16 protein-coding genes and 4 tRNA genes are annotated in these 17948 nt (G+C 56.8%); 5 read left to right on the top strand and 15 right to left on the bottom strand.

Annotated elements, in window-relative coordinates; translation table 11 throughout:
- Nucleotides 1–53: 53 nt before the first annotated feature.
- Genes yigB through lptM form a run of 5 tightly spaced genes read right to left on the bottom strand, consistent with a single transcriptional unit; the run spans nucleotide 54 to nucleotide 3436 of the window.
- Complete coding sequence (yigB, locus tag PGR10_RS24365) at nucleotides 54–770, bottom strand: 5-amino-6-(5-phospho-D-ribitylamino)uracil phosphatase YigB (RefSeq protein WP_430924246.1); 717 nt, start codon at nucleotides 768–770, stop codon at nucleotides 54–56.
- Nucleotides 770–1672 carry a tyrosine recombinase XerC gene (gene xerC / locus PGR10_RS24360; RefSeq protein ID WP_045395583.1) on the bottom strand — a complete coding sequence of 301 codons (903 nt, stop codon included), beginning with the start codon at nucleotides 1670–1672 and terminating at the stop codon, nucleotides 770–772. Before xerC ends, yigB begins: the two co-directional genes overlap by 1 nt.
- Nucleotides 1669–2376, bottom strand: a complete 708-nt coding sequence (locus PGR10_RS24355; RefSeq protein ID WP_087858701.1) for a DUF484 domain-containing protein — start codon at nucleotides 2374–2376, stop codon at nucleotides 1669–1671. Before PGR10_RS24355 ends, xerC begins: the two co-directional genes overlap by 4 nt.
- Nucleotides 2373–3197: a diaminopimelate epimerase gene (gene dapF / locus PGR10_RS24350; RefSeq protein ID WP_015703982.1), complete on the bottom strand. Its 825-nt coding sequence runs from the start codon at nucleotides 3195–3197 to the stop codon at nucleotides 2373–2375. Before dapF ends, PGR10_RS24355 begins: the two co-directional genes overlap by 4 nt.
- Before the next feature lie 35 nt (nucleotides 3198–3232).
- Nucleotides 3233–3436 (bottom strand): LPS translocon maturation chaperone LptM, encoded by a 204-nt coding sequence (lptM, locus tag PGR10_RS24345; RefSeq protein ID WP_020077593.1) that lies wholly within the window; start codon nucleotides 3434–3436, stop codon nucleotides 3233–3235.
- A gap of 146 nt (nucleotides 3437–3582) precedes the next feature.
- Between lptM and cyaY the strand changes: the two genes are divergently transcribed.
- Nucleotides 3583–3903, top strand: coding sequence for an iron donor protein CyaY (gene cyaY / locus PGR10_RS24340; protein WP_015368867.1), 321 nt, complete (start codon nucleotides 3583–3585; stop codon nucleotides 3901–3903).
- A 48-nt stretch (nucleotides 3904–3951) separates the two neighbouring features.
- Here the strand turns inward: cyaY and cyaA are convergent, their stop codons facing one another.
- Nucleotides 3952–6504 (bottom strand): class I adenylate cyclase, encoded by a 2553-nt coding sequence (gene cyaA, locus PGR10_RS24335; RefSeq protein ID WP_015368868.1) that lies wholly within the window; start codon nucleotides 6502–6504, stop codon nucleotides 3952–3954.
- A 350-nt stretch (nucleotides 6505–6854) separates the two neighbouring features.
- Between cyaA and hemC the strand changes: the two genes are divergently transcribed.
- From hemC to hemY, 4 genes are read left to right on the top strand one after another with little or no spacing between them, the layout of a single operon-like run.
- Nucleotides 6855–7796, top strand: coding sequence for a hydroxymethylbilane synthase (gene hemC / locus PGR10_RS24330; RefSeq protein ID WP_032715387.1), 942 nt, complete (start codon nucleotides 6855–6857; stop codon nucleotides 7794–7796).
- Nucleotides 7793–8533 carry a uroporphyrinogen-III synthase gene (hemD, locus tag PGR10_RS24325; RefSeq protein ID WP_113374971.1) on the top strand — a complete coding sequence of 247 codons (741 nt, stop codon included), beginning with the start codon at nucleotides 7793–7795 and terminating at the stop codon, nucleotides 8531–8533. Before hemC ends, hemD begins: the two co-directional genes overlap by 4 nt.
- 21 nt (nucleotides 8534–8554) lie before the next feature.
- Nucleotides 8555–9733, top strand: coding sequence for a uroporphyrinogen-III C-methyltransferase (hemX, locus tag PGR10_RS24320; protein WP_430924244.1), 1179 nt, complete (start codon nucleotides 8555–8557; stop codon nucleotides 9731–9733).
- A 3-nt stretch (nucleotides 9734–9736) separates the two neighbouring features.
- Entirely contained in the window at nucleotides 9737–10933 is a 1197-nt protein-coding gene (gene hemY, locus PGR10_RS24315; RefSeq protein WP_042894676.1) for a protoheme IX biogenesis protein HemY, read from the top strand.
- Between the two features lie 466 nt (nucleotides 10934–11399).
- Here hemY and PGR10_RS24310 read toward each other — a convergent pair.
- From PGR10_RS24310 to wzxE, 9 genes are all read right to left on the bottom strand, one after another.
- Nucleotides 11400–11476 (bottom strand) — tRNA-Pro (locus PGR10_RS24310).
- A 42-nt stretch (nucleotides 11477–11518) separates the two neighbouring features.
- Nucleotides 11519–11605 (bottom strand) — tRNA-Leu (locus PGR10_RS24305).
- A gap of 22 nt (nucleotides 11606–11627) precedes the next feature.
- Nucleotides 11628–11703, bottom strand: a tRNA-His gene (locus PGR10_RS24300).
- 55 nt (nucleotides 11704–11758) lie between these two features.
- Nucleotides 11759–11835, bottom strand: a tRNA-Arg gene (locus tag PGR10_RS24295).
- 102 nt (nucleotides 11836–11937) lie between these two features.
- Nucleotides 11938–13323, bottom strand: coding sequence for a bifunctional threonine/serine APC transporter ThrP (thrP, locus tag PGR10_RS24290; RefSeq protein WP_087858704.1), 1386 nt, complete (start codon nucleotides 13321–13323; stop codon nucleotides 11938–11940).
- Between the two features lie 205 nt (nucleotides 13324–13528).
- On the bottom strand, nucleotides 13529–14269 hold the full coding sequence (wecG, locus tag PGR10_RS24285) for a lipopolysaccharide N-acetylmannosaminouronosyltransferase (protein WP_015368874.1): 741 nt from the start codon (nucleotides 14267–14269) through the stop codon (nucleotides 13529–13531).
- 11 nt (nucleotides 14270–14280) lie between these two features.
- Nucleotides 14281–15627, bottom strand: a complete 1347-nt coding sequence (gene wzyE / locus PGR10_RS24280) for an ECA oligosaccharide polymerase (RefSeq protein ID WP_087858705.1) — start codon at nucleotides 15625–15627, stop codon at nucleotides 14281–14283.
- Nucleotides 15624–16700: a TDP-N-acetylfucosamine:lipid II N-acetylfucosaminyltransferase gene (locus PGR10_RS24275; RefSeq protein WP_430924243.1), complete on the bottom strand. Its 1077-nt coding sequence runs from the start codon at nucleotides 16698–16700 to the stop codon at nucleotides 15624–15626. Before PGR10_RS24275 ends, wzyE begins: the two co-directional genes overlap by 4 nt.
- Nucleotides 16697–17947 carry a lipid III flippase WzxE gene (gene wzxE / locus PGR10_RS24270; protein ID WP_045378694.1) on the bottom strand — a complete coding sequence of 417 codons (1251 nt, stop codon included), beginning with the start codon at nucleotides 17945–17947 and terminating at the stop codon, nucleotides 16697–16699. Before wzxE ends, PGR10_RS24275 begins: the two co-directional genes overlap by 4 nt.
- Nucleotide 17948: the final 1 nt, after the last annotated feature.

Raw genomic sequence — 17948 nt, 5'->3', positions numbered from 1 at the left:
GGAAGAGAAGGGGTTCCACGAACCCCTGTTAATATATACAGAGTTACTGGTGATTATATCAGCGAGGTCAGAGATGCCAACCGTGAAATTTCAATATGCGGCAGCAGGCGGCTATCGGCGGTTTTCATCAGCGAGGCGTCCTGCGGCTTGATCCAGCAGGCCAGCATTCCACAGCGAATAGCGCCAGCTACGTCGGTGGTCAGATCATCGCCGACGTGCAGAATCTGCCCGAGCGGCAAATCCAGACGCTCCGCCGCCAGATGGTACATATCGGCAAACGGCTTGGAGCGGCCATCCGGACCCGCGCGCAGCACGAAACGGAAATAGTCGTTCAGGCCGAACAGTTCCGGCTGGGCGTTACCGTTGGTGATAGCCACCAGCGGCCATTTCTGCGCCAGCTTCGCCAGCGTATCGTGCGTCTCCTGCGGCACATCGACGCGGCTGCGCCAGTGGGCGAAGTTTTCCATCGCCGCATCGGCGCCGGCTTTCGCCTCGGCGGCGGAGAGCCCGGCGTTACGCATCCCTAACTCCAGCGCGCGGTGGCGCCAGACGGTGACGTCATGATAAATCTCAGGTTCTGAGGACAATAGCGTTTGTCGCAGCTGATTAAGCGCATGGGCATCAAACTGGCTCAGCGCCGGATGGTAATTGCGCACAAACGTCAGCGATTCCTGCATCGTCCGGTCAATCACCGGGCGGTTATCGTAAAGGGTGTCATCCAGGTCGAACGTCAGCGCGGAGATCGGGCCCAGAGGTCGGTAAAAACGCATTATTTCCCCCGTTTAGCGCGCGGATGCGCGGCATCGTACACCGAGGCAAGGTGTTGAAAATCGAGATGAGTATAGATTTGGGTGGTGGAGAGATTGGCATGCCCCAGCAGCTCCTGCACGCCGCGCAGATCGCCGCTCGACTCCAGCATATGCGTCGCGAAAGAGTGCCGCAACTTATGCGGATGCACGTGGCTATTGAGCCCCTGCTTGATTCCCCACTCGGCAAACCGCTTCTGCACGTTGCGCGCTGAAATGCGCTTACCCAGCTTCGACAAGAACAGCGCATCGTCATCGCCGCCGAACAAGCCGCGCAAATCCAGCCAGTGTTCGATCCACGCCACCGCGTTGCGTCCAATTGGCAGGCGGCGCTCTTTGCTGCCTTTCCCCATCACCCACACTTCCCCTGACTCAAGATCAAGGTGCTTAATATCAAGGTTAACTAGCTCAGAAAGACGCAGCCCCGCGCCGTACATCACTTCCAGCATCGCCCGGTCGCGCACCGCGAGCGGGTCGTTGAGGTCGATATCCAGCAGCCGATTCACATCATCAACGTCGATATTTTTCGGCAAATGGCGGGGAATTTTTGGCGCCGCAATCCCCTTCGCCGGGTTAGCCGCTAACTCGCCCTGGCTGACCATCCAGTCGAAGAAACTACGCAGGGCGGAAAGCCGCAGCGCCAGGCTGGCCGGCCCTAAGCCCGCGCGGCGGCTGCGCACGGCAAAGCTACGTACCTGAGCGGCGTCACACTGCTGCCAGCTTTTTAAGCCAGCATCATCCGCCAGCGCGATCAGCGCTTCCAGCTGACGCTGGTAATTCGTGAGCGTAATCGGGCTAAGCTGGCGCTCAACGCCGAGATAGCGCAGGAAGCGGTCGACGCAGGCGAATAGCGGGGAGTCGGTCATGCGCGTTCAATCCAGCGCTCCAGCAGGCCGGGCAGCATACGGGCGATCTCCTGCAGTAGCTGCGTCCCCTGGCCTAGCTGATAATGCTGCGGATCGCGGCTGCTGAAAAACATCACCCCCGGCGCGTCATCATCGCCCAGTAGCGACATCGCCACCGAGCCGATAGCTTTCGCATCCGGCAACACCACCAGCAGCTCTGGCCCATTCAGCGGCCCAAGATAGTGACGAGCCTGGCCCAGCCGCTGGATACGAATGGGTTCGAACGCCTGCCGGCTCAACGCCAGATGGGTGAATTTAGACGGCGCGCCGAGATGCCAGCTGTCCGGAAACAGGCGCACCGTCGCACCTGCCAGGCCCAGCTCGCGCGCCCAACGATGAAAGCGGTTGAGCATTTCATCCAGGCTATCGGCGGACGCCAGACGCGTCTGCAGATGGAACAGGCGCTGAAACAGGCTTTGATTGGCCGTCGCCTGTTCCATCAGCAGCGTCATGTTCTCTTCCAACACGTTGATATGGTTACGCGCCCGCAGCATATGCCACTCTACCAGCGAGATGGTGCCACGCACCGGATGCGGGACGCGGATATGCTCTACCTGCGCCGCATTACGAATAAAGAACTCAGGATTTTGCAGCAGATAATCTACTACCGCGCTGTCGTCGAGCGCTGTGGCGAGTTCCTGCTGTTCTTCCCCGATCTGTTTCATAGATGAATAAATCCGTCGTAGACGTGTGCCGCCGGGCCAGTCATATACAACGGTTGACCCGGACCTTTCCAGGCGATGTCGAGACGCCCGCCTGGCAATTCCACGCGTACCTCTTCGGCGAGTAATCCTTGTTGGATACCGACCGCCACCGCCGCACAGGCGCCGCTGCCGCAGGCCTGCGTTTCACCTGCGCCGCGTTCATAGACGCGCAGACGAATATGAGAGCGTTCCACTACCTGCATAAAGCCGATATTGGCGCGTTCCGGAAAACGTTCGTGGCTTTCCATCACCGGACCGAGGGTTTCCACCGCAGCGGTATCCACGTTATCGACCTGAATCACGCAGTGCGGGTTGCCCATTGAGACGACGCCGCACAATACTGTCTGTTCAGCCGCGCGCATAATATAGGTCTTTTCCGCTTTGTTGGCGCGGAACGGGACCTGAGAAGGTTCGAAATTCGGCTCACCCATGTTAACGCGCACCAGATCATCTTCCGTTACGCTTAATACCATACGACCGTTGGCGGTGCTCACGCGGATATCACGTTTATTGGTCAGGCCTTTTAAACGGACAAAGCGGGCGAAGCAGCGCGCGCCGTTGCCGCACTGCGAGACTTCGCTACCGTCAGCATTGAAGATACGGTAGTGGAAGTCCAGATCGGGATCGTACGGCGGCTCGACAACCAACAGCTGGTCGAAGCCGACACCAAGATGCCGATCCGCCAGGCGACGAATCAGCTCCGGTGAGAAGAAAACATTCTGCGTTACCGCATCAACAACCATGAAGTCGTTGCCGAGGCCATGCATTTTAGAGAACTGCATTATCTACTCCAATTGCGCGGAACAGAACGTTATCGTTAATAGTTAACCTGGGTCGGACCGCCATTATCGCCGCGATCGTTACGATCCGGCGTCGCGCTCTGAATGCCTGGGTTAACCGGCTTGGTCGGCGGCGGCGCGGTTTTGTCTGCCGGCGGGAAATACAGCGGCCCTTTCAAACCGCAGCCGGTCAGGCTGAAGATTGCAAACAGAACGGCAAGCGTGGGTAAAACGTTTTTCATTGATAGTTGCCCATGATTCATTCGTTACTGCTTTCTATCATCGCAGGAGAAGACGTAAAAGCAAGCGTTTAGCATCTGACTGCGCGCGCTTTTGTTTCGCGCTATACTGCGGCCATCTTCAAAAATCAAAAAAGCAGAATATAACTATGAACGACAGTGAATTCCATCGCCTGGCCGATAGCCTGTGGATGACCATCGAAGAACGTCTGGACGACTGGGACGGCGACAGCGATATCGACTGCGAAATCAATGGCGGCGTGCTGACCATCAGCTTCGAAAATGGCAGTAAGATCATTATTAACCGTCAGGAGCCGCTGCATCAGGTCTGGCTGGCGACCAAGCAAGGCGGCTATCACTTCGATCTGCAAGGCGATGAGTGGATCTGCGATCGCAGCGGCGAACGCTTCTGGGATCTGCTGGAGCAGGCGGCGAGCAATCAGGCCGGCGAGACGGTGAGCTTCCGTTAATGACGTCTTTCCCGGATGGCGGCGCATCGCGCCTTATCCGGGGCAAATCTACGAGTAGCGCTGCTGCAGCACCGGTGAGGCGACCGCTTCCTGGCCCGGCGGCACCGCGGCAGCAATCGCCTGACTGCGGAACGGGATCACCTGCGTGCGTCCGTCAACTTCGACTATCTGATAGAACTGCGGCAGGTTGAAGTTAATGAAGCTTGAGCCGTAGGTGAAGCGATCGTGCGATGACGAGTAGAAGCGGCTGACGTCGCGCACCAGCTCTTCTTTGCTGCCTTCGCAGTGATGATAGACCTCTGCGCGGTTGCTTTCGTCGAGAATGTAGATGTTAAAGCCGCTGTCATTGTTATCCGCATCTTCAAAGAAGAATTGAATAATCCCTTCGCTGGCGAAGCCATCCACCACCGCCGGCAGCTTAACGTGATTGGTTTCTACCTGTACCGACAGGCCGTGGAGCTTGTTGTGCGAGATAGCGCCGTAGAACTCAATGGCGTTTTCCAGCTTCTGCACCGAAACGTTCAGGCGCTCGAAGAACAGGCCCCAGGTCTGGCCGGAGACGCGCAGCGCTTTGAAGCGCCCGGTGTCCTGACGGGTACTGGAGAGGCGCAGTTCGATGCACTCGGAGACCATCTGCTGCACGCGGGTGCGGATAAGGCCACGCAGATGCTGGCTATAGCAGAACACCTCCACGCTATCCGGCGGCGCGGCGTCCTGATGCATTTTGCCGAGAATAGTCTTCAGCGCTTCGATCATCGCCTGCTCGCCGTTAAAGTGCAGCGTGCGCACTTCGTTCCACGAGTTGCGATACAGCAGGTCGACGCTGCCAATCAGGCATTTTTGCTCTTCGCCGAAGCTGAAAACGTCGAGCTTACGGAAGTCGAAATGCACCACCTGATTGCGGAAAGCCGCCGTCGGGTCATATTCGAGGTTGACGATAATCGCCAGGTGGCGAATTTCGCACGGGCTGTACAGCGCTTTTGGCGTCGGCGCCGGCAGGCGCAGCGGGAAGTGGTGCGACACGTCGGCCACCATCTCCTGCAGCTTCGGCAAATCGACGATACCGTTGCCCTTAATAAACAGACGGGTGCGTGAGGTCAGCAGGCCGTTAAACCAGGCCCAGGCCACCAGCTTATTAAGATAACGGTTATATTCCAGCGGCTGATGGCTGATAATCGATTCCATATCCGGCGCGCGGTTATACAGATACCAACCGGTACGGTTGGCGCGGCCCGGCGGCACGTGGATAAAGGTCAGATTCGGCTCCGACAGGTCCGGTGAAATTTGCGGGTTCACCAGGGTGACCTTGCCCGGCAGCGCTTCAAAGGCCGCATACAGCTTGCGCGTCAGCACGCCGATATCTTGCGGGCTGGCGGAGACGCTAAGGTTATTGCGCCGAGCGAAGCGGATCAGATTACGATAGCTCTGCATCATCGCGTCGAGCAGTTCGTTGTGCGCTTTGCGCACTTCATCGATTTTCCAGTTAGCGCGGTTATCAAGCATCATCAGACGCTTTTCATCCCAGCCCCACTCTTTCACCAGCTGACTGACGACTTCACGACGCCAGCCCACGCAGGCGCGCTCGCGGCTGAGTTTTTCACAGACTTTCAAATAGAAGCAGCGACGAACCAGATCGAGACGGGTGTCGTCTTCGATAGCCTGCAGATAGGCGGTTACGCGCTCCAGCATCATGCAGTAAGGGTCGAGACCGAATGAGACAATCTCGCCATCGTGCAGGCGCTGTTTAATATCTTTCGCCAACAGGCGGTTGTTGGGGTATTCCCAGGAGTAGGCTTCCAGCAACAGCGTTTTCAACACCGCTTTATACGGGGAGTCGATGCTTTTATACAGCTGCCACAGGCTGGCGCCGAAGTACTCTTCCGCCGACAGCGAACTGAGGCCGCCGAGATCGAGCCATTCGTTTGGCGTCAGCACGCCCTGGGCATACAGCCCCATCACGTAATCATCGTAATGATCTTCTTCATCGCCCGGCACCATATTCCACAGAATACGTTTCCCGGCAAGACGCACGGCGGTGCGGTAAAATTCATCGAGCAACAAAATATGCTGGGTCGAACCACAGTCTTCGCCGCCGAGGCTGCCGCTTTCGTTATGGCGGAAGCGGTTTTCGTCGATCAGGAAGAAACTGACCTCGACGCCGAGCGACGCCGCCCAGCTTTCAAGCAGGCTGCATTTACGCTGCAGCAGTTGGCGTTCTTCGTTATCCAGCCAGGCCTGATGGCATACCCAGATATCCAGATCGGAAGAGCAGCTTTGCCCAACGGAAGAGGTACTGCCCATCGAATAGACGCCGGTAATCGGCAGTTCGCCTTTCGGCGGCTCCTGCGTTAGCAGGCCGCGATGCAGTTCGAGTTCGTCAAGATAGTGGCGTTGGGTTTCATCAGGCGTGTAGAGGCAAATGCCGCGGGGAACGTTACCGTCAAGGTAACCCGGCATCAGCGGGTGATGATAATGTAGTAATGTCGGCAGAAGACTGTAAACCTGCTGGAAAGCGGGTCCCATGGCAGCAAGCGCGCGATCCACGCGCAATTGATTGATGGCATCCAGTCTCTGTTTCAGTGTCTCAATATAGAGGTACAAGACATATCGCCTGATGTTCAAAAATCCGACGTACAATAGTACGGAGGATTTCAGTATTTCAACAAGAACCGTCACCATTCGTCATCGGTGTGGTTGTGATGAACTGCTGGCTGACAAATGGTTTAAAACGTGATCAATTTAACACCTTGCTGATTGACCGTAAAGAAAGATGCGCTACATACAAGTGTAGCACCGTTTGCCGGGTGTAAATTCCCCACTACGCTTGCGGCAACCGCATCCGCATGAAACGCTAAAGGTCATCATGCCAGCATCCCACATTAACCGCGAAACTAACATCCCTAAAGCAACAATGTTAGGATGGCTCATGGTCGACAATGACGGTAACAAGCATGTTAGACAAAGTTTTGAGAATTGCCACACGGCAAAGCCCGCTTGCGCTATGGCAGGCACATTATGTGAAAGAGCGTCTGGAGTCCTGTCATCCGGGGCTTTCCGTTGAGCTGGTGCCCATGGTCACCCGCGGCGACGTGCTCCTTGATACCCCGCTGGCGAAAGTGGGCGGCAAGGGCTTATTTGTAAAAGAGTTAGAGCTCGCCATGATTGAGGGGCGCGCCGATATTGCCGTCCATTCGATGAAAGATGTCCCGGTCGAATTCCCTGAAGGCCTGGGATTGGTCACCATCTGCGAACGTGAAGATCCGCGCGACGCCTTTGTTTCCAATCACTATGCCTCAATTGACGCGCTGCCGGCTGGCAGCATCGTTGGCACGTCAAGTTTACGTCGCCAGTGCCAGTTGGCGGCAGAGCGCCCCGATCTGGTGATTCGCTCGCTACGCGGCAACGTCGGCACGCGATTAGGCAAACTCGATAACGGCGAGTATGACGCTATTATCCTTGCCGCCGCCGGGCTGAAACGCCTGAAACTGGAAGCGCGTATTCGCCAGCCGCTCTCGCCTGAACAATCTCTGCCGGCCGTCGGCCAGGGCGCGGTGGGTATCGAATGCCGCCTTGACGATGAATGGACCAAAGCGCTATTAGCGCCGCTTAACCATACGGAAACCGCCGTGCGCGTACGTGCCGAGCGGGCGATGAACACCCGTCTCGAAGGCGGTTGTCAGGTGCCGATTGGCAGCTATGCCGAACTGCGCGATGGTGAGCTGTGGCTACGGGCGCTGGTAGGCGCGCCGGATGGGTCGCGGGTCGTGCGCGGCGAACGTCGCGGGCGGCCGGAAGAGGCAGAGGCGCTCGGCGTCTCGCTGGCGGAAGAACTACTGGATAACGGCGCCCGCGACATCCTCGCGGCGGTCTATGATGGAGAAGCCCCACGATGAGCATCCTGGTCACTCGTCCGCTACCGCAAGGTGAAGAGTTAGTCAGCCGCCTGCGCGCGCTGGGACGCGTGGCCTGGAGCTTTCCGCTGATTGAATTCACGCCGGGTCGAGAACTGGCAGCGCTCCCGCGCCAGCTGGCGGCATTAGGCGCGGACGATTTGTTGTTTGCGCTGTCGCAGCATGCAGTGGAATTCGCCCATGCCCGTCTGCTGCAGGAGAGCCAACGCTGGCCCTCCGACCCGGCCTATTTCTCGATAGGCCGCACCACCGCGCTGGCCCTGCATACGGTCAGTGGTAAAAATATCCGTTACCCGTTAGATCGGGAAATCAGCGAAGTCTTGCTACAATTACCTGAATTACAAAACATTGCGGGCAAGAAAGCCCTGATTCTGCGCGGCAACGGCGGGCGGGAATTATTAGGCGACACGCTGCGTGAACGCGGCGCCGAAGTAACATTTTGTGAATGTTATCAACGTTGTGCGAAGTACTATGATGGTGCGGAAGAGGCTATGCGCTGGCAATCTCGTGGAGTCACTACGCTGGTGGTCACCAGCGGCGAGATGCTGCAGCAGCTGTGGTCGTTAATACCCCAGTGGTATCGCGAACAGTGGCTGCTGCACTGTAGCCTTGTCGTTGTCAGCGAACGTCTGGCCCTTCAGGCCCGGGAATTGGGCTGGCAGGATATTCAGGTTGCCGATAACGCCGACAACGATGCGCTGCTACGCGCATTACAATAACTCTCAACATTGGAAGCCATAATGACGGAACAACAAAATCAATCCGCCGTGGTTGAAGAGACCAGGGAGGCCGTGGAAACCACGCCACAGCCAGAAAACAACGAGAAGAAAAAGGCCGGCAACAAAACCAGCCTGGCGCTCAGCGCGATTGCTATCGCTATCGCCCTCGCCGCCGGTATTGGCCTGTATGGCTTAAATAAGCAACAGGTTACTCGGCAAAACGAAACCAGCTCTGAATTAGCAAGCCAGCTCGCGGCGCTGCAAAAAGCGCAGGACAGCCAGAAGAGCGAGCTGGAAAGCGTCATCAAACAGCAGGCCGATCGGCTGAGCGAAGCCAAACGCGAACAGGAAACCCTGACGAAACAGCTTGATGAGCTACAGCAAAAAGTTGCCGTAATTTCCGGCAGCGACGCCAAAACCTGGCTGCTGGCGCAGGCTGATTTCCTGGTTAAGCTGGCGGGACGTAAGCTGTGGAGCGATCAGGATGTGACGACCGCCGCCGCACTGCTGAAAAGCGCCGATGCCAGCCTCGCCGACATGAACGACCCAAGCCTTATCGGCGCGCGCCGCGCCATCACCGATGACATCGCTTCGCTGTCGGCGGTAAGCCAGGTCGATTACGACGGCATTATCCTCAAGGTTAACCAGCTGGCGAACCAAATCGACAATCTGCGTCTGGCTGATAATAACGACGATGATTCCCCGATGGATGCCGACAGCGATGAGCTCTCCAGCTCCATCGGCGAATGGCGCGTTAACCTGCAGAAAAGCTGGCAGAACTTTATGGATAGCTTTATTACCATACGTCGCCGCGACGAAACGGCGGTGCCGCTGTTAGCGCCAAATCAGGATGTCTATCTGCGCGAAAATATCCGCTCTCGTCTGCTGGTTGCCGCGCAGGCGGTGCCGCGTCATCAGGAAGAAACCTATAAGCAGGCGCTGGAAAACGTCTCCACCTGGGTACGCGCCTATTACGATACTGAAGACGCCACCACCAAGGCTTTCCTTGAAGAGGTGGATAAGCTCAGTCAGCAGAGTATCACCATGAGCGTGCCGGAAACGCTGCAGAGCCAGAGCCTGCTGGAAAAGCTGATGCAAACCCGGGTGCGTAATTTGATGGCCCAGCCTGCGGCAGCCGCTCCGGCGCCAGCGCCAGCGCCAGCAGCGACCGCGCCAGCCCCTGCGCCGCAAGGAGAATAACCGATGCTGAAAATTCTCCTGCTTTTCGCACTGCTGATCGCCGGGATCGTCGTCGGCCCGATGATCGCGGGCCACCAGGGCTACGTTCTGATCCAGACCGATAACTACAATATCGAAACCAGCGTGACGGGCCTTGTGATCATCCTGATCCTCGCAATGGTGGTGCTGTTCGCTATCGAGTGGCTTCTGCGCCGCATTTTCCGTACCGGCGCGCACACGCGCGGCTGGTTCGTCGGCCGTAAGCGCCGCCGCGCGCGTAAGCAAACCGAGCAAGCGCTGCTGAAACTGGCGGAAGGCGATTACCAACAGGTTGAAAAGCTGATGGCGAAAAATGCCGATCACGCCGAACAACCGGTCGTGAACTATCTGTTAGCGGCGGAAGCGGCCCAACAGCGCGGCGATGAAGCTCGCGCCAATCAACACCTTGAGCGCGCCGCCGAACTGGCCGGCGACGATCTCATCCCGGTCGAAATTACCCGCGTGCGTCTACAGCTGGCGCGGAACGAAAACCACGCCGCTCGTCACGGCATCGATAAGCTGCTGGAAGTGACCCCGCGTCATCCGGAGGTGCTGCGTCTTGCCGAGCAGGCCTATACCCGCACCGGCGCGTGGAATTCACTGCTGGACATCATTCCATCCATGGCGAAAGCCAACGTGGGGGATGAAGAGCACCGCGCCGCGCTGGAACAGCTGGCGTGGATTGGCCTGATGGACAAAGCGCTGGCCGACGGCGGTAGCGAAGGGCTACGCGAATGGTGGCGCAACCAGAGCCGTAAAACGCGCGCGCTGATACCGCTGCAGGTGGCAATGGCCGAACGCCTTATCGAGAGCGACGATCACGATACCGCACAGCAGATTATTATCGATGGTCTGAAGAAACAGTATGACGACCGCCTGGTCATGCCGATCCCGCGACTGAAGACCAATAATCCGGAGCAACTGGAGAAAGTGCTGCGCCAGCAGATCAAAGCCGTCGGCGACCGTCCGCTGCTGTGGAGCACCCTGGGCCAGTCGCTGATGCGTCACGGTGAATGGCAGGAGGCCAGTATCGCCTTCCGCGCCGCGCTTAAGCAGCGTCCGGATGCCTTTGATTACGCGTGGCTTGCCGATGCGCTGGACCGCCTGCATCAGCCGGAAGAAGCGGCGACCATGCGTCGTGACGGCCTGCTGTTGACGCTGCACAATAACCCTCAGCAGTAATGCACGATAACGCTATCGCCTCGTTCGGGGCGATAGCGCCCTTCTCTCGCGAAAAGATAGCCTTCCCCTGAAAGAAAAAAACGCCTGCACTGAAATCAGGGCAGGCGTTAAAACAGGTCTGTTTGACAACAAATTGGGTGCTTCACTCAACGTTATGTCCATGGTGTTTGATGAGACATATAAAATGCGACATCTATCAGTGGACGATAAGCACCGTAAGTACGGCTCTGCATCATTCCCGAGTTTATGAGGCACGAAGGCGAACATAAGAGATGGAATGAGCATCTACCCGGTTATTATCGCACAGGATCCAGCGAGATTGCATCTATCGCAGCAATCATTTGGGACAATTCCGGACAATAATTCGCAGAGATAGAAACTATTTTTTACGAGGAAGATCAGCGGGATAAAAGATAATTGAGCAAATCCGGAAAACAAAAAACCCCGCCGAAGCGGGGTTCAAAATTGGTCGGCGAGAGAGGATTCGAACCTCCGACCCACTGGTCCCAAACCAGTTGCGCTACCAAGCTGCGCTACTCGCCGAAATACTGCTTTTTGAATTTTTAGTTCAATTCTTTAAAGTCGTGGTGCGAGGGGGGGGACTTGAACCCCCACGTCCGTAAGAACACTAACACCTGAAGCTAGCGCGTCTACCAATTCCGCCACCTTCGCAATTCACAACTCTATCAAATAATGGGGTGGCTAATGGGATTCGAACCCACGACAACTGGAATCACAATCCAGGGCTCTACCAACTGAGCTATAGCCACCACAACAATTCTTTTACGCGGTATTAAAACCACCGCAGCTCCAGCACCGGGTAAATGGTGCGCCCGACAGGATTCGAACCTGAGACCTCTGCCTCCGGAGGGCAGCGCTCTATCCAGCTGAGCTACGGGCGCTTAGCGCCGTTGCGGGGGTGGATAATACGGACTTCCCCCCCCCCTGTCTAGTGCCTTTTTAAATAAAATTTCTATTTGCTCACAGTTTGTGCGCTTTGGCGCTTATTCCGCCGTTTTATCAAGATTCCCCCGCTTGCCGAGGCCGAAAACCTTATAAATAAGGGTCACCAGGGCGAGGAAAATAATTCCGACAAAGAGCGACATCCGGGTTTCATCGTTAATTCCCATGCCGATTAGCACACAAACGAGGAATGCCATCGTCAAATAGTTCGCCCACGGGAACAACAGCGAACGGAACGGATGGCTGGCCATCGCCTGCTGATGCTCGCGACGGAAACGCAGCTGGCTAATCAGGATCACAAACCACGGCACCATCCCCGGCAATACGCTGGCGCTATAAACATAGACAAACACGCGCTGCGGGTTAGGAATAATGTAGTTCAGGCACGAACCGATGAGCAGAATCACGATCGACAGCGCGACGCCCGCTACCGGTACGCCCTGACGCGACACTTTGGCCATTGCCGCCGGTAGCTGGCGGTTGCGCGCCAGCGCGTACAGCATACGCCCACAGCTATACATCCCGCTGTTGCACCCTGACAGCGCTGCGGTCAGCACCACGAAGTTGATAATCCCCGCCGCCGCGGTAATGCCGATTTTGGCGAAGGTGAGGACGAACGGGCTTCCAGTCGAGCCAATCTGGTTCCAAGGGAAGATAGTCACGATAACGAAAATCGCCCCCACATAGAAAATCAGGATACGCCAAAGCACTTTGCCCACCGCGCTACGCAGCGTGACTTGCGGGTTTTTCGCTTCTCCGGCGGTGATACCGATAAGTTCAACGCCCTGATAAGAGGCGACGACAATACACAGCGCCGTCAGGAAGCCTTTCCAGCCGCCGGCGAAGAAGCCGCCGTGTTCGGTCAGGTTGCCAAAACCGATCGACTGTCCGCCATTGCCGAAGCCAAAGAAGATAACGCCCAGGCCGATGACAATCATCACGATAATGGTGGTGACTTTAATCATTGCAAACCAGAACTCGATCTCACCGTAAAGACGTACTGCCGCCAGGTTCGCTAGCGCGACCAGCCCGACGGCAATCAGCGCCGGGATCCACTGCGCCATCTCCGGGAACCAGAACTGCACATATACTCCGATGGCGGTGATCTCAGATATCCCCACCGCCATCCACATAAACCAGTATGACCAGGCCGTGAGATAGCCGAAGAACGGGCTCATATAACGGTGTGCGTAAACGGCGAACGAGCCGGTTACCGGTTCGAGGAACAACATTTCGCCCATCGAACGCATGATAAAGAAGACAAATAAACCGGCGATAATATACGCCAGCAGGACGGACGGACCGGCCCACTTCAGCGTACTTGCCGCCCCCATAAATAACCCTACGCCAATCGTCCCGCCTAGCGCGATTAGCTCAATATGTCGGGCCTCCAGTCCACGCTGGAGTTCCGCTTTTTTCTCAGTCATAAAGCCTCTTGTGTTTGCTGTATTCCGGGTACTGCCGGTTATTGTTATTAATTGAAACCATAGCCTTGCCGACGCGCAGGTCTCCCCCACGCGTTTGAAGCATGCGAATGGTTAATTAATTTTACGGAAATGGCAAATAAAGTATCAGGCGAGTGAAGAGATTACACAGAATATGTATGCAATCTCTTCTGGTTGCAGTGGAATATCAGAGCTTGCCGGAATAATGCCAACGTAAATAGCGAAGTAAACGGAACTGTCTTTTAATGCGGCTCGGCTGCAGGAGCAGGCGATAGAACCACTCCAGCCCCAGGTTCTGCCAGAATTTGGGCGCTCGGTGTACGTGGCCGGTAAAGACGTCATAAGTGCCGCCAACGCCCATATACAGCGCTGCGGGATACACCAGTCGGCAGTCGCGCATCAGAATTTCCTGGCGCGGCGATCCCATCGCGACGGTGACAATTTTCGCCCCGCTGTCGCGTACCCGCTCAAACAGCTGCTGGCGCTGATCGGCGGAAAAATAGCCGTCCTGACTGCCGACGATATTCACCTTCCAGCGCTCACGCAGCTTCGCTTGCGTCTCCGCCAGCACCTCGGGCTTACCGCCAATCAGAAACACCGGCGTTCCCTGCGCCCCGGCGCGCTCCATTAAGGCTTCCCACAGATCGGCGCCGGCAACGCGCGACACCTCAGCCTGCGGATATTTTTTGCGTAATGAGCGCACGACGCTGATGCCGTCGGCATATTTAAACTCGGCGGCCTCAATCAGCGCTCGCACTTCCGGGTTATCTTCTACCGCCAGCATTTTTTCGGCGTTGATCGCAACCAGCGTTCCCTGACGCAGTTCGCCGTCGGCGAAGAGATAATTGAGCGCATGCTGCATGTCGCGCCAACCAATAAGCTGCAGCCCTCGCAGCGCATACTGCGGCGCGGAAGTGTTATCAGTCATGTTCATCCTTATCATACCTGCGGTTGCGAAAGCGGCTTCAACCGCTTATGAATCAATCCTGCGCTGTCCAGGAGCCAGTACAGCAATTTCGCCGCTAACAAGCAGATACCAAAGATCACGAGGAAAAACACCACGCGGGAGCCAAACGAATCCAACCCTTCGCGCGCCAGCACTATCATGTTGAAGATAGCGCCGAAACAGAAACTATGCAGGATAGCCGCTTTGTAGCGATTGCTCTCCCGATTGCCAAGTTCGTACAACCAGTCAAACCATTTAATGATGAGCCCTACCGCGACGGCGCCCAGCGGTACGAACCATACGCCGCCCATCACCACCAGCGAACCAATCAGCGTCGGCGATATCGCCAGCCCCGAGTGGTTGTTTAACACTTCCCAGGTGAAGTAATTGGCGGTATTCAGCACCATTGTTGGGCGGCCGTGCCACATCCAACTGGGGATAAAGACGTAGAAGTCGCGGATCATCGGCGCCAGCCCCTGGAACTCAATCTTGTCGTAGTTCTGCAGCAGCAGCGCCAGGTTCTCCCACGGCGAGAAGGTATCGCGCGTGAGATAGAGGAAAGTATAAAACGCTTCATCGCCGCTAACGTTCATCCCGTAGCGCTTCAACGCCAGCCAGAACATACCGACAATACCCAGCACACCCGCCGCCGCCAGCATCCACAGGCTGATCCAGCCGCGAATAATGCCGATAAACAGGAAGATAGCGAAAGCGATAATGATATTGGCGCGGGTACCGCCGACGATCGCGTAGGTCAGCAGGCCAAAGGCGACGGTGCTCACCAGGAAAAAAATCCACGCCTTGTAATCCTGACGCAGGAAATAGATCACCAGCATCGCCGGAATAAAGAAGTAGAAGAAGCGCTTCAACGCCACGCCGGACACTTCCGCAGAGAATATCTGGCTGTATGAATTGAGCTTAAATAGCAGGAAACCGTTGTGGGCGAAGAAGATACCGACGCACAGCAGCGCCAGCCCCATCAAAATCCCCCAGGCCAGATGGGTTTCAACCCGGTTCATGGTAAACAGCGGACGACGTGGAACATCGCGCGATGCCGGACGCAGGCGCGTTTTGTAGGTCACGTAGTAGATAGCATAGAAACACACCGCAACCAGCAGCGTCTGCAGCAAAATCTCCGGTGGCGCCACGCTGACGTCAAAGCGGAACACCAGGATACTGGTTAACGGGAAGCCGAAGAAAAAGGTGAGCAGGAACAACAACGAGAAAAAGACGTTGAAGTTAAATCGCACGCGGCGGAACTCAAACCAGGTGGCGGTAGCGATAAACAGCGTCGACAGTAGCCAGACCACCAACAGCCCGCTAAATTGCATTAACGTCATACCCGCGCCTCCGCTGCCAGCTGTAGCGCCCGCTGCCACCCCACCAGATAGTTCGGTCGGAAGAAGGCGATTTGCGTTTTATCAACGCTCGCTAACTGACGCTGCGCTTCGCGCACCACGTCGACATCCAGAGTATCGCTGGTAAACAGCACCGGGATCTGTTGTTCGGTCATATCCTGCCAGAACGGATTTTCGCGATTGAGCACGCAGGGAATACCCGCCTGAATCAGCAGGCACAGCGTGCCGATACCCTGCTGGCGAGCAAACAGGAAATAACCCAGATCGCAGCGGCGCAGCAGCGCCAGATAATCATCAAACTCAAGCTTCTCGCTAAGGATCTGCAGATGCTCGCGACTAAACAGCGTCTCTCCCGCCTGGCGCACTTCGTCAATGTACGCTTCATTGTTAGCCGGATAGCCCATCGGTACGATGACATTCACCGTATCGCCAAACTGCTGATGTATCGCCTTCAGCGCTGCAATATGCTCGTTACTACGATCGCCGGAATTCCCCACCAGAATGGTCAGGGTGTCACCGCGCGGGGCGGTATCGGCAAGGGAATTTAGCGTCGGATCCATACGGGTCGGGAAGTACAGCAGTTCGCCCGGCACGCGCGGATGGCGATTAGCAAACCAGCTGAGATCGCCGCGGGTGGCGAAGACGCGCCCTACCCGCCCTTGCGCCATGCGGCGCAGAGGATAAAAAAGACGGAATTTCAGGCTAACGGAGTTCTCATACAGATCCGCGCCCCAGATATGCCAGTTAAACTGCGACGGGCGGATCCCGCCGCTCAACAACGCCAGCCACAGACCGGTATTAAACTGACCGTGGAAAAAAAAGCGCTGCTGGCGATCGGCTTTCGCTTTGGCAATCACCGCCTGCGCCAGCGATTTCTTAGCCGGGTAGCAGGTAATCTCCAGCGCCGGATACGCCTCGCGCATACCTGTCGCATCACCCACGACCATAAACGTCCTGGCCCGCGGGTCGGCGGCCAGTTCGTCGTTAAAGAACCGCAATACGGTCTGGTTGTGGTGCGGGATATCCGATCCCAGTACGTGTATCAGTGCTGTCATGCCCGTTTACGCCAGAGTAAAAACACGCCACTACAAAGGGCGAAATAAACAATATAAGTGGCCATATACGCCTGCGCCGCGCCAAGTGCGCCGTGCGCCGGAATAAGCCAGTGTGAAAATGCGGTCAGCAGCGTGAACTGGCTGATTTCCGTCAGAATATAAAAACGCAATGACGCTTTGGCGATCACCAGATAGCCGTAGACGTAAGCGCCAACTTTTAAAACATCGCCCACCAGCTGCCAGGCGAACAGGTCGCGCATCGCGGTGAAGCGCGCGGAAAACAGTAACCAGATGGCAAAATCGCGCAGCAGCCAGACCGTCAGGCTCGCCGCCGCCACCGCCGGCAGAACGAATTTCAACGACTTCACTATCTCACGCGTGATGTCCGTTTTGGCGCTCAGCCGCGACAGCGTAGGCAGCAGATACACGCTAAAGGAGGCGGTAATAAACTGCAGGTAGGCATCTGAGATACTGCTCACCCCCTGCCAGATACCGACCGCCTCCCAGCCGTAATGCGCCGCCAGCAGATTACGCATCATCACATAGGCCACCGGCAGCGTCACCGAGGTAATCAGCGCCATCAGGGTAAATTTCGATAGCTGCCCTGCAAGCCCGTTATCCCAACGCGGGCGTAGCGCGCTCAACGGGATCGCGCCACGCCGCCATAGCATAATGGCGGCCGGAACCACCACCAACGCGGGGACTAACGCCAGCCCTAACAGCGCCCCCTGATAACCACCGAAGTAGTAACAGGCGTAATAGGCCGCAACGCCAATCAGGCTACCGGCAATCAGCGAAAAAGCGTTACCCGCAGCATCGCGAAAACCTTTCATCAGCGCCAGCAAATAGTTGGCCCACGCAATCCCCATCTGCACCAGCGCCACCAGACGTACCAGATTCTGGTAGTGCGAATGACCGAACAGCGCCTGGCTTATGGGCGCCGCCGCCAGCAAAAAGACCAGCGCTAACAGGGTGGAAAAGCCGAGCACCATTGATGACGACGTCCCGACCACCTGCTTCAGGCGTAGCGGATCGTCGTGATGTTGGGCAACCAGCTTAGTGACGCCATTAAAAATTCCGGCGCCCGCCAGTACGCCAAGGACGGTGACCAATTGCCGGAAGTTACCGGCCTGGCCCACGCCCGCCGGGCCAAATGAGACCGCCAGCAGCTTTACCACCAGCAGACCGGCGCCTATTTTGACTAAGGTGGACGCCGCGGTCCACAGTGACGCTTTTGCCAACGACATA

Origin of the sequence: Klebsiella sp. 141198, assembly GCF_050600785.1 — a bacterium.
GTDB classification, from domain to species: domain Bacteria; phylum Pseudomonadota; class Gammaproteobacteria; order Enterobacterales; family Enterobacteriaceae; genus Klebsiella; species Klebsiella aerogenes.
The sequence above is the reverse complement of the archived record's forward strand: the minus strand, read 5'-3'. Positions and strand labels throughout refer to the sequence as shown.